Source organism: Ferrovibrio sp. (assembly GCF_041906005.1).
Classification (GTDB): domain Bacteria; phylum Pseudomonadota; class Alphaproteobacteria; order Ferrovibrionales; family Ferrovibrionaceae; genus Ferrovibrio.
The window spans coordinates 42,665-57,067 of the sequence record NZ_JAYRJY010000003.1 but is presented as its reverse complement, the minus strand read 5'-3'; the positions used below and the strand labels follow the sequence as shown (position 1 = coordinate 57,067).

The 14,403-nt window shown below is 60.7% G+C and carries 15 protein-coding genes; 11 read left to right on the top strand and 4 right to left on the bottom strand.

What is annotated here, in order from left to right:
• The first annotated feature begins 7 nt into the window (after positions 1-7).
• The 5 genes from ACE3OO_RS19415 to ACE3OO_RS19395 are packed head-to-tail and all read left to right on the top strand — an operon-like array spanning position 8 to position 5,385.
• Positions 8-1,171 carry a CaiB/BaiF CoA transferase family protein gene (locus ACE3OO_RS19415; RefSeq protein ID WP_374305563.1) on the top strand — a complete coding sequence of 388 codons (1,164 nt, stop codon included), beginning with the start codon at positions 8-10 and terminating at the stop codon, positions 1,169-1,171.
• On the top strand, positions 1,168-2,478 hold the full coding sequence (locus ACE3OO_RS19410) for an MmgE/PrpD family protein (RefSeq protein ID WP_374305561.1): 1,311 nt from the start codon (positions 1,168-1,170) through the stop codon (positions 2,476-2,478). Before ACE3OO_RS19415 ends, ACE3OO_RS19410 begins: the two co-directional genes overlap by 4 nt.
• Positions 2,479-2,524: 46 nt before the next feature.
• Positions 2,525-3,685 carry an acyl-CoA dehydrogenase family protein gene (locus ACE3OO_RS19405; RefSeq protein ID WP_374305559.1) on the top strand — a complete coding sequence of 387 codons (1,161 nt, stop codon included), beginning with the start codon at positions 2,525-2,527 and terminating at the stop codon, positions 3,683-3,685.
• 21 nt (positions 3,686-3,706) lie between these two features.
• Positions 3,707-4,567, top strand: coding sequence for a MaoC family dehydratase N-terminal domain-containing protein (locus ACE3OO_RS19400; protein ID WP_374305557.1), 861 nt, complete (start codon positions 3,707-3,709; stop codon positions 4,565-4,567).
• A complete protein-coding gene (locus ACE3OO_RS19395; protein ID WP_374305555.1) occupies positions 4,561-5,385 on the top strand; it encodes a CoA ester lyase in 825 nt (274 codons plus the stop codon). Before ACE3OO_RS19400 ends, ACE3OO_RS19395 begins: the two co-directional genes overlap by 7 nt.
• A gap of 21 nt (positions 5,386-5,406) precedes the next feature.
• On the opposite strand, the gene arsB is transcribed toward ACE3OO_RS19395, so the two are convergent.
• From arsB to ACE3OO_RS19380, 3 genes are read right to left on the bottom strand one after another with little or no spacing between them, the layout of a single operon-like run.
• The gene (arsB, locus tag ACE3OO_RS19390; protein WP_374305607.1) at positions 5,407-6,519 is read right to left on the bottom strand and encodes an ACR3 family arsenite efflux transporter; all 1,113 of its coding nucleotides are present in this window, start codon (positions 6,517-6,519) and stop codon (positions 5,407-5,409) included.
• Positions 6,500-7,009 carry an arsenate reductase ArsC gene (locus ACE3OO_RS19385; RefSeq protein ID WP_374305553.1) on the bottom strand — a complete coding sequence of 170 codons (510 nt, stop codon included), beginning with the start codon at positions 7,007-7,009 and terminating at the stop codon, positions 6,500-6,502. The genes arsB and ACE3OO_RS19385 overlap by 20 nt, the downstream gene beginning before the upstream one ends.
• Positions 7,010-7,033: 24 nt before the next feature.
• A complete protein-coding gene (locus ACE3OO_RS19380) occupies positions 7,034-7,417 on the bottom strand; it encodes an ArsR/SmtB family transcription factor (RefSeq protein WP_374305551.1) in 384 nt (127 codons plus the stop codon).
• Positions 7,418-7,515: 98 nt separating this feature from the next.
• Between ACE3OO_RS19380 and ACE3OO_RS19375 the strand changes: the two genes are divergently transcribed.
• From ACE3OO_RS19375 to ACE3OO_RS19365, 3 genes are all read left to right on the top strand, one after another.
• Positions 7,516-7,830, top strand: a complete 315-nt coding sequence (locus tag ACE3OO_RS19375; RefSeq protein ID WP_374305549.1) for an ArsR/SmtB family transcription factor — start codon at positions 7,516-7,518, stop codon at positions 7,828-7,830.
• Between the two features lie 55 nt (positions 7,831-7,885).
• A complete protein-coding gene (locus tag ACE3OO_RS19370; protein ID WP_374305547.1) occupies positions 7,886-9,268 on the top strand; it encodes an FAD-dependent oxidoreductase in 1,383 nt (460 codons plus the stop codon).
• Between the two features lie 65 nt (positions 9,269-9,333).
• Positions 9,334-10,470, top strand: coding sequence for an MFS transporter (locus ACE3OO_RS19365; RefSeq protein ID WP_374305545.1), 1,137 nt, complete (start codon positions 9,334-9,336; stop codon positions 10,468-10,470).
• Between the two features lie 6 nt (positions 10,471-10,476).
• Here the strand turns inward: ACE3OO_RS19365 and ACE3OO_RS19360 are convergent, their stop codons facing one another.
• A complete protein-coding gene (locus ACE3OO_RS19360; RefSeq protein WP_374305543.1) occupies positions 10,477-11,298 on the bottom strand; it encodes a DeoR/GlpR family DNA-binding transcription regulator in 822 nt (273 codons plus the stop codon).
• A 147-nt stretch (positions 11,299-11,445) separates the two neighbouring features.
• Here ACE3OO_RS19360 and ACE3OO_RS19355 point away from each other — a divergent pair, with 147 nt between their 5' ends.
• Genes ACE3OO_RS19355 through ACE3OO_RS19345 form a run of 3 tightly spaced genes read left to right on the top strand, consistent with a single transcriptional unit; the run spans position 11,446 to position 14,368 of the window.
• Positions 11,446-12,222, top strand: a complete 777-nt coding sequence (locus tag ACE3OO_RS19355) for an SDR family NAD(P)-dependent oxidoreductase (RefSeq protein ID WP_374305541.1) — start codon at positions 11,446-11,448, stop codon at positions 12,220-12,222.
• 8 nt (positions 12,223-12,230) lie between these two features.
• Positions 12,231-13,043, top strand: coding sequence for a carbohydrate ABC transporter permease (locus tag ACE3OO_RS19350; protein ID WP_374305539.1), 813 nt, complete (start codon positions 12,231-12,233; stop codon positions 13,041-13,043).
• 47 nt (positions 13,044-13,090) lie between these two features.
• Positions 13,091-14,368, top strand: a complete 1,278-nt coding sequence (locus tag ACE3OO_RS19345; RefSeq protein ID WP_374305537.1) for a sugar ABC transporter substrate-binding protein — start codon at positions 13,091-13,093, stop codon at positions 14,366-14,368.
• Positions 14,369-14,403 lie beyond the last annotated feature (35 nt).

Here is a 14,403-nt window from a genome sequence, read left to right as displayed (position 1 = left end):
AGCGAAAATGGTAGCCGGATCTCTTATGACTCACGCTCTGAAAGACGTACTTGTTGTTGCGCTGGAACAGGCGGTGGCAGCCCCGATTGCGACCTCGCGCCTGGCGGATGCCGGTGCGCGGGTAATCAAGCTGGAACGGCCCGAAGGTGATTTCGCGCGCGGCTATGACGATTATGCGTTGGGCCAGTCTTCGTATTTTGTCTGGATGAACCGTGGCAAGGAATCCTGCCGCGTCGACCTCACCAAGGCCGAGGATCTGGCTCTGGTCGAGGCGATGATCGCCAAGGCGGATATCTTCATTCAGAACTTGGCGCCCGGTGCCACCGACCGGTTAGGCCTTGGCAGCAAGGATCTGCGTACACGCTTTCCGCGCCTGATCGTCTGCGACGTCAGTGGCTACGCGCCGGGCACGCCGAGCTATTTCAGAAAGGCCTATGATCTGCTGGTGCAGGCTGAAGTGGGCCTCGCTTATGTTACCGGCACGGATCTTTCCGGCCCCAGCCGTGTCGGCATTTCGATCTGCGATATCACCACGGGACAGGCTGCCTATGCCGCGATCCTCGAAGCGCTGATCAAGCGTGGCCATACCGGTCAGGGATCGCATTTGCAGGTGTCGCTGTTCGACACGATCGCCGACTATATGAATGTGCCTTATCTCACCCGACGCTATGGCGGACGCGAACCGTCGCGTCTTGGTCTGGCGCATCCATCGATCGCACCATATGGCAGCTTCCATCTGCAGAACGGTAACATCCTGCTGTCGATTCAGAGCGAGCGGGAGTGGAAGACGTTTTGCCTTGAGGTGCTGGGGGATGAAGCGCTCTACCGGGACGATCGCTTTGACAGCAACGTCAAGCGCGTGTGCAACCGGACGGAGCTTGATAGCCGCATCCAGGAGACCCTGTCGCAGCAATCGGCCGAGCATGTGACGAAGAAGTTGGCGGAAGCGAAGATCGCCTTCGGCATGGTCTCGACTATGGGCGATCTGCTGAAGCATGAAAGCGCCACCTTCCTGTCTATTGCGACACCGGCCGGCGAGGTCGAAGTGCTGGCGCCACCTGTGATCGTGGACGGTGGCAGGCCGGTGTTGGGCCGTGTGCCGGAACTGGGCGAGCACGATTTGCCCTTGCGGCGCGAGTTTACCCCGGCTGCTGTGGCGAACGTATCATGAGCGACGCAATGACCCTGACGGAAGGCCTTGTCGACTTGATCAGGAGCAAGCCGATCAAGCCTCGCGATCTCGACCAGGCGGCCTTGTTCGTCCTCGATACACTGGCCTGCGCTATCGGCGCGCGCAATTCGGTGCCGGCCAAAATCCTCGCCAAGGTCTCGCCACTTCGGCTCGATGATGTCGACAAGATGTCATTCTATCTGGGCGGCGTGTCGCATATCCTGGAGATGGACGACCTCCATCGCGCGTCGGTGACGCATCCGGGCAGCGTCGTCATACCGGCGGCCTGGGCCTATGCGCATCTCTCGGACATGAACGGGCGGGCATTTCTGCAAGCAATCCTTGCGGGCTATGAAGCCTGTTGCCGAATCGGCATGGCGGTCGGGAAGGAGCATTACCGCGTCTGGCACAATACGGCGACCTGTGGCCCCTTCGGGTCGGCGATGGCCGTGGCGCAACTGGCCGACCTCAACCGCGAGCAGACCGTCTGGGCGCTCGGCAATGCCGGAACCCAATCCGCCGGTTTGTGGGAATTCCTCGCCGCCGGTGCGATGAGCAAGCATCTCCATACCGCGCGCGGCGCCCAAGCCGGATTGATGGCCGCGCGGCTGGCGAAAGAGGGGTTTACCGGACCGGCCCGCATTCTTGAAGGTGAGAAGGGGTTCTTCAAGGGTCTGTGCTCCGATCCGGATCCGGATGCAGTGCTGCGTGATCCGGCGGCGGATTGGCAATTGGTGCAGACTTCGATCAAGCCCTGGCCCTGCTGTCGGCATACGCACCCCACGATCGACGCCGCCATTGCTCTCCACCACGAAATCGGCGGGCGAGAACTGGCACGGATTGAGGTTGGGACCTATCAGGCGGCCATTGATGTCTGCGATCGCCCGGAGCCGACCGAACCTTACGGCGCCCGATTTTCCCTTCAGCATTGCGTGGCGATTGCCCTGGCGACCGGCAAGGTCGATCCGTCATCTTTCGAACCTGCCGGCCGTGACTCGGTCAAGGATCTGCGCAATCGCGTGACGTTGCATGCCGATGCGCAGGTCGATGCTGCCTATCCGGATTCCTGGGGCACCATTGTCAGCGTCGAAACGACGGATGGCCAGCGCCTGCGGACGGCGCGTCGCGAATGCAAAGGTGATCCGGGCAATCCGGTCACGCCAGCTGATCTCAAGGAGAAGGCGTTGGGCCTGATGGAGACGGCCGACATTTCCACGGCGCAGGCCGAGGCCTTCATCGGAGCGGTGTTCGGATTGGTCGACGATCGCCCTGTCCGGCAACTGAGGTTGGAGGAATTGATCGTTTAGACCGCCGCTTTCTCGTTAACGGCCGCACATTCAAAGGGTCTCTCTCTTGGTACAGAACGAAGTAAATCACAGTGACATTCGCGCTTCGGTCCGCAAGCTGTGCGAACAGTTCCCGGGCGAATACTGGCGCCGTTTGGATCGCGACGCGGCCTATCCGAAGGAATTCATCGGCGCCCTGACGGAATCTGGCTTTCTGGCAGCGCTCATTCCGGAGGAGTTCGGCGGTGCTGGCCTGCCACTATCCGCAGCGGCAGCAATTCTGGAAGAAATCCAGCACGCTGGCTGCAATGGCGCCACATGTCACGCGCAGATGTACATCATGGGAACCGTCCTGCGGCACGGGTCGGACGCGCAGAAGGCGGCCTATCTGCCGCCCATCGCAGCGGGTGAATTGCGATTGCAGGCCTTTGGCGTGACGGAGCCGACCAGCGGATCGGACACCACCTCCCTGCGCACGACCGCCGTCCGCGACGGTGACCACTATGTCATCAACGGCCAGAAGATCTGGACCAGCCGCGCCGAGTATTCCGATCTGATGCTGCTGCTGGCGCGGACGACGCCAAAGGACAAGGTGGAAAAGCGCACGGAAGGGCTCTCGGTCTTCATCCTCGATATGCGCACGGCGCGGCAGCAGGGCCTGACGATCCGCCCGATCCGCACGATGATGAATCATTCGACCACCGAAGTCTTCTTCGACAATGTCCGCGTGCCCGCCGCCAATCTGGTGGGTGAGGAAGGGAAAGGATTCCGCTACATTCTTTCCGGTATGAACGCCGAGCGCCTGCTGATTGCAGCCGAATGCGTCGGCGACGCCAAGTGGTTCCTCGACAAGGCGACCGCCTATGCGCGGGAGCGCACTCTCTTTGGCCGGCCGATCGGTCAGAACCAGGGCATTCAATTCCCGCTGGCGCGTGCCTACGCCAATATGCGGGCGGCCGAATTGATGGTTCATGAGGGCATCCGCCTCTATGAAACCGGTGCCAATTGCGGCGCCGAAGCCAATATGGCCAAGATGTTGGCGGCAGATGCCTCGTTTGAGGCAGCCAACGCTTGCATCCAGACTTTCGGCGGCTTCGGCTTTGCCGAGGAGTACGATGTCGAGCGCAAGTTCCGCGAAACCCGGCTCTATCAGGTGGCGCCGATTTCAACGAATCTCATCCTCTCTTATCTCTCGGAACATGTGCTGCAATTGCCGCGGTCGTTCTGAGAAGTATGGGGGCGTACCGACATGTCATTGGACAGCATTGATTTCACGCCCTGGATCGGCAGATCCGTCGAGGAAACGGACATCATCACCCCGCGCCTCTTGGACGAGTACCGGGTGACATTCGATCCTCATCTCGCCAAGCTGCCGGGCCAGGAAGTGCCGCTTGGCTTTCACTGGTGCCTGTCGCCGTTCCTGGCACCTGCCGGTGATTTAGGTCCTGATGGCCATCCGGCCAAAGGCGGCTTCCTGCCGCCTGTGCCGCTGCCGCGTCGCATGTGGGCCGGCGGTCATGTCGATTTCCTGGCGCCATTGCGCAGCGGTGACCATGTCCGCCGCCGCTCGACCATTGCCAGCATCGATTTCAAGCAAGGCCGCAGCGGTGCGCTGTGCTTTGTCGGTGTACAGCACGAATATTTCACCGATCGCGGCCTTGCCATCTCGGAGCAGCACAATATCGTCTACCGCGAGGCCCCGTCGCCGGCCGCCAAGTCACTTGAACCATCGCTTCCCATGGCAAAGGCAGAACCGGTCCGTGGCGAAAGCCATGAATCCTGGCTGATCGAGCCGACGACAACTCTGCTGTTCCGCTATTCCGCCATCACCTTCAACGGGCACCGCATTCATTATGATCAACCCTATGCGACCACCGTTGAGGGCTATGCGGGGCTGGTCGTCCATGGGCCCATGCAGGCGACCCTGATGCTCAATCTCGCGGCATCGCAGCGACCGGCTCCGCCGCGCCATTTCAGCTATCGCGGCCTGGCGCCGCTGGTGGCTGGCAGGGCGTTCGACGTGAGGGCCGTATTTGATGGGGAGAAGGCGGATTGCCTGACGCAGGTGCCGGGTGGTCCGATCAATATGCAGGGAGAGGTCAAATGGTAGCCAACTTCCACCCCCCGATCGTCCCCCTGTTCGTGCCGGGCGACCGGCCGGAACGCTTTGCCAAGGCCGCGCAAAGTGGTGCCGATGCGGTGATCCTCGATCTGGAAGATGCGGTATCGCCGGATCACAAAGCCTTGGCACGGGCCAACCTCAGCAGGCATGACATTCGTGGCCTGCCGGTGATCGTCCGCATCAATGCCTGCGATTCCCCGTGTTTCGATGAGGATTTGGCAGCTCTAGGCGGCGTGCCCTTCTCGGCGATCATGTTGCCAAAGACGAATGGAGCGGTCGATGTGAGAGCCGTCCATGAAGGGCTCGGCCGCATCGTGCCAATCATTCCATTGATCGAAACAGCAGCAGGCCTGGCGAGTTTGCCGGAAATCATGGGCGCTTCGGGCGTGGCGATCGTCGCCTTCGGCGCCCTGGACTACGCTGTGGATCTTGGCTGCAATCCAAGCTGGGATTCACTGCTGATGGCGCGCAGCGAAATCGTCTTCAGGTCGCGACTTGCCGGCCTCGCTGCGCCCATCGACGGCGTCACCACTGTGCTGGATGATCCAGATGTCGTGCAGGCAGATGCCGAACGGGCCATCTCGCTTGGATTTGGTGGCAAGCTGATGATTCATCCACGTCAGATCGCGCCGGCCTTGAAGGCCTTCCTGCCCGATCAACAGGCCCTGGCGTGGGCGCGCCAAGTCATTGAATTGGCGGGCGAGGGCGGTGCCGTGCAGATGAATGGCATGATGATCGATCGGCCGGTACTGGAACGGGCCCGCCGCATCGTTTCTCTCTCATACAATTTCGGCGATCGCAGCTGAGCAGTTGGGCCGAAGCTCCAGCTATCCTCGCGTCAAGGTCGCGGATGCATTCCGGCGCACGGCCGGGCCGCATTCGTACCAATTCTTGCTGGCATTGGCGATCTTGACGACCGACAGCATCACCGGCACTTCAATCAACACGCCGACGACGGTCGCCAGCGCGGCACCTGAATGGAAGCCGAACAGGCTGATGGCAGTTGCCACGGCAAGCTCGAAGAAATTGCTGGCTCCGATCAACGCCGAAGGTGCGGCCACACAATGCGCCTCGCCGCTCCATCGGTTGAGGAGATAGGCAAGGCCGGCGTTGAAATAGACCTGGATGAGAATGGGGATTGCCAGCAAGGCGATGATTGCCGGCTGTGCAATGATCTGCTCACCCTGAAAACCGAACAGCAGGACAAGTGTCGTCAGGAGCGCCAGCAGCGAGATCGGCTGCAACACCGCCAACATGCGTTGCAGAGCCGGATCGCCGCCAGTGCCGAGCAGAGCGCGGCGGAGCAACTGGGCGATCGCTACCGGAATGACGATATAAAGGACGACCGAGAGCAGCAAGGTATCCCAGGGCACCGTGATCGCTGACAGGCCGAGGAGCAGCCCGACAATGGGTGCAAAGGCGAGAACCATGATGGTGTCATTGAGCGCCACCTGACTCAGCGTGAAATGCGGCTCGCCTTGGGAGAGATTGCTCCAGACGAAGACCATGGCCGTGCAGGGCGCCGCCGCCAGCAGAATCAGCCCGGCGACATAGCTGTCGATCTGATCGGCGGGAAGATAGGGCCGGAATAGCCAACTGATGAAGAGCCAGCCGAGGGCTGCCATGGAGAATGGCTTGACTGCCCAGTTGATGAACAGGGTGACGCCGATGCCGCGCCAATGTTCGCGTACGCGAGCGAGGGCCGCAAAGTCGATCTTCATCAGCATCGGAATGATCATCAGCCAAATCAGGAGTGCGACCGGCAGGTTGACCTTGGCGATCTCGGCCGACCCGATAGCCTGGAAAGCCGTCGGCAGAAAATGGCCGAGGGCAATTCCGGCGATGATGCATAGACCGACCCAGAGCGTCAGATAGCGTTCAAACAGGTTCACAGGCAGATCTTCCAATTGCCCCGAAGGGTCAGGCTGTTTGGGTGAAATTCCGGCCGATTTCGCTGAGGCGCTTCTGCAGGCTGAGCCTGTCCAGCGATTTCATCGGCAGGCTGGTAAAGATGCCGATCCGATTGGCCAGCAGTCGATAGGTGTCGGCAAAAGCAAGATGCCGCTCGGCCTCGCTGCCTTCTACTGCCGCCGGATCCGGCAACCCCCAATGGGCACTCATCGGCTGACCAGGCCAAACGGGGCAGACCTCATTGGCCGCGTTGTCGCAAACCGTAAAGACGAAGTCCATGATCGGCGCGCCGTCGGCGGCAAATTCATCCCAGCTCTTGGAACGCAATCCGTCGATCGGATGGTTCATCTTCCTGAGGAGGCTAATGGCGAATGGGTGCACCTCACCCTTCGGCTGGCTGCCGGCGCTGAAGGCCCTGAAACGGCCCTGGCCATCGCGGTTGAGAATGCTCTCAGCCAGAATGCTGCGGGCCGAATTGCCCGTGCAAAGAAAGAGTACGTTATAGACGCGCTCGGCCATATGGCACCTCAAAGATCGGATGGTTCAGGAACAGCAGGGCGACAGGGCTGCCGCTAGAAGCTTGTTGCAGTCTCTGGACTTGCCGTTGCAGCAATCCTTGACCAGGAACTCGAGCAGGCTCTTGATGCCGTCCAATTCGGCTGCGTAATAGATGGTGCGGCCGTCACGATCAGACCGCGTCAGACCCGCTCGCGTCAGAATGGCGAGATGCGTGGACATGGTACTGGCCGGTACGCCGAATTTCTCCGCCAAATCGCCGGCCGGCATGCCGTCCGGCAGGCACTGCATGAGCAGGCGAAACACGTCTAGCCGCGTTTCCTGGGCGAGGGCGGACAGGGCGGAAATTGCATTTTTCGTTTCCATAATTCGATAATCATAGAAATGTTGATATTCTGTCAAGGCGATCAATGTGAAGATTCCGTGACTGCCGGAAACGACAGGCGGTTATTTCGAAAATTATTGAAATACGTCTTGACGGACGCGCGTCGGATGGCCACTCTATTTCCATGAAAATCGAAATAGCAGCTCAGCAATTATCGTCCCTCGGCAACCCGATCCGGCTCGAACTTTATCGCGCCTTGGTTCGGGCCGGCGCTGATGGTCTCTCCTGCGGCGATCTCCAGGAAAAACTGGAGATTGCGGCATCGACCCTGTCGCATCATATCCGCCATCTGATGTCGGCCGGGCTCATCTATCAGGAGCGACAAGGGACGACCTTGGTATGTCATGCGCACTATCCGACCATGCAAAACCTAGTCGGCTACCTGGTCGACGAATGCTGCATGGACGCTAAGTGCAAGCCGAAAGGCAAGGCTGCCTGATCGGCTTTTTTTTACCCAGATATTTCGAATAAGTTGGAAATAGAGGAGATGCGAGATGACCACTCTCGAGAAACTTCCGGTCGCGATCATTGGTGCGGGCCCGATTGGCTTGGCCGCCGCGGCGCATCTTGCGGAACGTGGCCTTCCCTTCAAGGTCTACGAGGCCGGCGCGAGCGTCGGCGCCAACATCCGCAATTGGGGCCATGTCCGCGTCTTCACGACTTGGGAGCAGAATGTCGATACGGCATCTCGCCGGCTGCTGGAGCGCCATGGCTGGAACGTGAAGCGACCTGACGCGCTCCCCACGGGAGAAGAGATTGTGCGCGACTATCTGCAGCCCTTAGCTGATTTGCCCGAGCTCAAAGGCCAGATAGAAACGGGCGCCAGAATCGTCGCAATTTCGCGCGCCGGGCTCGATAAGGTGACGAGCAAAGGGCGCGAGACCAAGCCGTTCGAATTGCGTGTCGAGACGACGACCGGCAAACTGCGGGTTGATCTCGCCAGAGCCGTCATCGATGCATCCGGCACTTGGCAGAACCCGAACCCGCTCGGTGCCTCGGGCCTCAAGATCCAGGGTGAGGCGGCCTTTGCGGAGCGCATCGCCTATGGCATGCCGGACGTGCTTGGCGCTGGCAGAGCAGAATATGCCGGCCGGCGCGTGGCCGTGGTCGGTGGTGGCTATTCGGCGATCAATGTGTTGCTCGATCTCGTCCGGCTGGCGGAGGCCGAATCGGCAACGAAGGCGGTCTGGGTCGTGCGCGGCACGAACATGGACCGCATCTATGGCGGCGGCTCGGCCGATGAACTTGAAGCACGAGGCGCCCTTGGGACCAGGCTGAAGCAATTGGTTGACCAGGGGCGAATCGAGCTCATAACGGATTTTTCCGCGACGGCGCTTCGCGAACAAGCAGGTGGCTTGCAGCTGGTCGGAACCACAAGCAGCGGGGAACGGGCATTGGCGCCAGTGGACAGGATCATTGTCGCAACAGGACAGAGGCCAGACCTGGAAATCACGCGCGAACTTCGTCTGGAACTTGATCCATGGCTGGAAGGGGTGAAGGCTTTGGGACCGCTGATCGATCCCAATCTGCATTCCTGCGGATCAGTGCCGCCACATGGGCATAAGGAAACATCGCATCCCGAACCCGGCTTCTACACGATCGGTGTCAAAAGCTATGGCCGGGCCCCAACTTTCCTGTTGCTGACCGGCTATGAACAGGCGCGCTCCGTGGCGGCGGCTCTTGCCGGCGATATGAAAGCGGCGGACGACGTCCATCTTGTGCTGCCCGAGACCGGGATCTGTTCGACCGACAGTGCCGCCGACGCTAGCGGCTGCTGCGGCGGGCCGGCGCCGCTAGAAAGCAATGCCTGCTGTGTTGCCGACGTCGTCGCCAAATCGGCCGGCAAGGCCGGATGCGGTTGCGGTGCGGTTGCTTGAATAGGGACATCACAGACGCGGCGCGCATAAAGACCTCACCACGTCTGGTCGTACCGGTTCTCGGCGTGACCCAGATCATCGCTTGGGGTTCCTCCTATTATCTTCCCGCGGTTCTCGCAGAGCCCATCGCCAACGATACGGGGTGGTCCCTGTCCTGGGTTGTCGGCGGGCTTTCGCTGGGCCTGCTGACGGCTGGTCTGGCGTCGCCTTTCATCGGCCGGAAGATCAGGCAATATGGCGGGCGTCCGATCCTTGCCGTCAGCGCAACCCTGCTGGCTGTTGGCCTGTTCGGCCTGTCTGTTGCCCCAAGCTTGCCGGTGTTCCTCATAGCCTGGCTGATCATCGGCCTTGGCATGGGTGCCGGGCTCTATGATCCGGCCTTTTCTACCTTGGGTCATATTTACGGCCAGGGTGCGCGACCGATGATCGCGAGCCTCACTCTCTTCGGCGGCTTTGCCAGCACCGCCTGCTGGCCCTTTTCGGCCTTTCTGGTCTCGGAACTCGGTTGGCGAGGAGCTTGCGCGACCTATGCGCTCATTCACCTCGGCCTCTGCCTGCCGCTCTATCTTTTCGCCCTGCCGCATGGATCGGCCAGGCGCAACCTCTCAATGCATGCTGCCGATGCAACGGTCGTAGATGTTCCCGCATATCGGCCGACCCGCTCGACTTTCCTTCTGCTGGCGGCGACCATCATGATCGGCTCGACGGTATCGACCGTGATTTCAGTGCATCTGCTCACTATCCTGCAGGCGCGGGATATCACGCTCGCTGCCGCGGTTGCCTTGGGCACCTTGGTCGGTCCGTCGCAGGTCGGGGCTCGCTTCGTCGAGATGCTGATCGGGAAATACCATCACCCGATCTGGACCAAGCTGGCCTCGGTCTCGGCGGTGGCGATCGGTCTTGGACTGCTATGGGGCGGGCTGCCCTTTATCTTCCTGACCCTGATCTTCTACGGTGCCGGCATCGGCCTGGAATCCATTGCGCGCGCAACCTTGCCGCTGGTCCTATTCGGCCCTGACGACTATGCGCCGATCATGGGCAAATTGGCCCGCCCCAGCCTGATGGCCCAGGCCGCGGCGCCTTCGGTCGGTGCCCTGATGATCGAATATTGGGGCGCCCATACGGCACTCGGGATCGTCGTCGGCTTGGCGCTCTTCAATGTCCTGCTGGCGGGCGCTCTATTCGTTCGCACGCGGCGATAGGTCCTTTCACTCAGAGCCGGCCGCCTCTGCCACGATGATCGAGACATTGGCCTGTTCCAGCGCATCGCGCAGGGCAGCAGGCGGCTGCGCGTCGGTGATGAGGGTATCGATTTCCTCCAGCGTGCCGACACGCGCCATGGAAAGGCGGCCGAACTTCGAGGAATCGCACAGCGCCACGATCTGGGCGGCGCGCTCGATATAGACGCGCTTGATCTCGGTATCTTCCAGCGAATAGTCGAACAGGCCCTGGTCGGTCAGGCCTGAAAAGCCGATGAATGCCTGATCAAACCAGTAATGCCGCAACTGAGCGATGGCGATTGAGCCGTGGACCGACAGTTCTTTGGCACGCAACTGGCCGCCTGGCAGGTAGACTGCGGCCGGTCCCTCGGCCAGCAAAGTCGCAGCGCGGACATTGTTGGTGAAGATCTTGATATCGGCACGCGTCGCCAACTGGCGCGCCAGTTCCAAGGTCGTTGTGCCGACATCGATGCCGATCGTGGCGCCCGGGCGTACCAGCGCGGCGGCGGCGACGCCGATCCGGGTCTTGGCGTCGGCATTGCGCCGGCGTCTTGCCTCGAAGGTCGGTTCGTCGCTGTCGAAGCTCTCGGCGGAACTGAGCTTGCCGGCCAGCGCTCCGCCATGGGTCCGCACCAGCAGGCCCTGGCTTTCCAGCCGGGTCAGGTCGCGCCGCACGGTGATCTCCGACACGCCCAGTTCAGCCGCAATCTCACTGACGGTCGCAAATCCCCGGCGTTCGACAAAGTCGCGCAGCAATCCATCGCGGATTGTTATCTGCGCGCGCGCTGGGGCAGCAGTTTTAGCGGTCATTCGAATCGGGCACCAACATGATCATTTTCGATCATAGTAGCGGCGATTGTTGAAAAATCCAGTCTCGGGACTTGCCAAGGCGGACTCGCTTCAGTATTAATGATCGAAATCGATCTATAATGATCGAAAACGAAAGGCGTGATAGGGATGCTGAAGGAGTTGGCGGGCAAGCGTGCCATCGTCACCGGCGGTGCTACGGGTATCGGGCTGGCGATCGCGCGCCAGTTTCATGCTGCCGGCATGCGTGTGGCGATCGCCGATCTTGATGAAACCGGTGCCGTTGCCGCCGCAAGGGGGCTGGGTGACCAGCATATCGGTCTCAAGATCGACGTCCGCGACCGCGCCAGTGTGACCGCCGCCTTCGTAACCGTCATTGAGCGTTTTGGTGGTTACGATGTCCTTGCGGCGAATGCCGGCGTCTCGTCGATGAAACTCGTCACCGACCTCACGGACGAGGATTGGGACTTCAATTTCGACGTCAACGCCAAGGGCATCTTCCTCACGAACCAGGCAGCGGTGCGGCATTTCCTGGCCGAGAAGCGCCAGGGCGTCATCGTCAATACCGCGTCCCTTGCCGGCAAATGGGGTGCGCCATGGCTGGCGCACTATTCGGCCAGCAAGTTCGCGGTGGTCGGCTTCACCCAGGCCCTGGCGCGCGAGATGGCGCCGCATGGCATCCGCGTCAATTGCGTGTGCCCCGGTTTCGTCAAGACCGGCATGCAATCCCGCGAAGTCGAGTGGGAGGCCAAGCTGCGGCAGATGTCGCCCCAGGCGGTGATCGACGACTATATCAACCAGACACCGATGGGCCGCCTGGAGCAGCCGGAAGACGTCGCCAAGACCGTGCTTTTCCTGGCCAGCGATCTCGCCGGCTTCGTCACGGGCGAGGCGCTCAATGTCACCGGCGGCGTCAGGATGGATTGAGGCACATCATGCGACGGGGCTGGCGCCATATCGTTCCGCATATCGTGCTTTCGATCTTCTCGCTGTGCATTCTGCTGCCGCTGATCTGGATTTTGCGCGTCAGCCTCACCGACAAGCTCACCGCCTATAAGATTCCGCCCGAAATCGGTCATCTGGGGCTCGAAAACTATGTCGAAATCTTCTCGAAATATCCGTTTGAGCGCTGGTTTCTGAACAGTCTGATCGTGGCACTGGCTTCGACGGCCATTGCTTTGCCGCTGGCCACGGCCATGGCCTATGCCTTCGCGCGCTTCAATACGGGCGGCGCTTTCCTGCGTCTCGGTGTGTTGGCCAGCCAGATGCTGCCGCCGATCATCCTGGTCCTGCCGCTCTTCACCCTGTTTTTCAGTACCGGCCTGATGCAGACCCATTTGGGTCTCATCTTGTCGCATCTCACCATCAGCTTGCCGTTCCTTGCCTGGATGCTGGTCTCGTTCTTTGAAGGGGATTCGGCGAGTCTTGAAGAAGCGGCGCGCATCGACGGCGCCACGCGCTGGCAGGCCTTCATCAAGATTGCTGTGCCGGTGGCGGCACCCGGCATCCTCGCTGCCGGTCTCCTCGGTTTCATCCTCAGCTGGAATGAGTTCCTCTTCGCGCTTGTCTTGAGCGGTGCCGACAGCCAGACCCTGCCGATCGGTCTTGCCAGCATGGAAACCCATGCCGGCGTCGAGATCGCGCCGCTCGCCGCGGCGACCGTAGTCTCGTTGCTGCCGATCTTCGCGCTGCTGCCGTTCCTGCGCAAATATCTGATCAAAGGCTTGTCATTGGGTGCCCTGAAATGACGAGCCTGCGCGCCTTGTCGTGGGGCCTATAAAAGGGAGGTTGGATCATGCTCAAGAAACTGCTTCTGGGCTCGGTAATGGCCCTGAGCTTTGTCGGATCGGCCGCGGCCGAGACAGTGAACATCCTGATGGAAGGTGTCCCGGACACTGAATACGTCAAGGCGCTGGTGCCCGAATTCACCAAGGAGACCGGCATCGACGTCAATCTTGAAGTGGTCAACTATGCCGAAATGCACACCAAACTGGTGCCGCAGTTGGTGGCGCCCAAGGGCAGCTATTCAGCCATCGTGGTCGATTTCTATTGGGTCGGCGAGTTTGCCAAGGCGGGCTGGATGCAGCCGCTCGACGAGCGCATCAAGGCCGACAACTTCGACACGTCCGTCTATGTGCCGGCGTTGATGGACCTGGTCGGCAAGGTCGACGGCACCACCTATATGCTGCCTTTCTACAATTACGCGATGGGTCTCACCTATCGCACCGATCTTCTGGCCGATGCGAAGAACCAGGCCGGCTTCAAGGCCAAATACAATATGGACCTGCGCGTCCCCCAGACCTGGGACGAGTATCTCAAACAGGTCGAGTTCTTCACCAAGGATGGCTTTTACGGCGTGGTCAACCAGGGCCTGCGCCCTGATCCGATCGCCATGGAATGGTCGAACTATCTCTTTGCCAATGGCGGCGAGTATCACGACGCCAATTGGAAGCCTACGCTCAACACCGAGGCCGGTGTTAAGGCGCTGGAACAATACACCACCGCCATCAACAAATACGGTCCCGTCGGCTCGGCAAGCTTCGGCTTCGACGAGGCTTTCAACGTGATGGCCCAGGGCAAGGCCTATAGCTACATCACCTACAACTTCTTCCGCACATCCTATGACGACCCCAAGAAATCGGCCGTTGTCGGCAAGGTCGAAATCATGCCGGTGCCGGGCGTCTCGCCTGACAAAGGCGGCAGCTTGAACGGTGCCTGGGGCTGGGCCATTCCGAAATCGAGCCCGAATCCGGATGCGGCCTGGACCTTCCTGAAATGGGTCGAGTCGAAGGAGACCGCCAAGAAGCGCGCGCTTGCCGGCGGTTCGCCGACCCGCACGGACGTGTTCGACGATCCGGACGTGTTGGCCAAGTACCCCTATTATCCGGCGCTGAAGAAACTCCTGCTCACCAGCCACAATTTCGCGGTCTTCACCTACACCCCGCAACTGGTGGAAGTGCTTGGCCGCGAACTGAGCCTTGCCGTGGCCGGCGAGAAGAGCCCGCAAGACGCCTTGGCCGCGATCGAGGTCGAGTTCACCGAACTCGCCAAGAAAGACGGCAAGTTGCAGTAACGAGACGAAACGGGGAAGCAGGCATGATGGGCAGG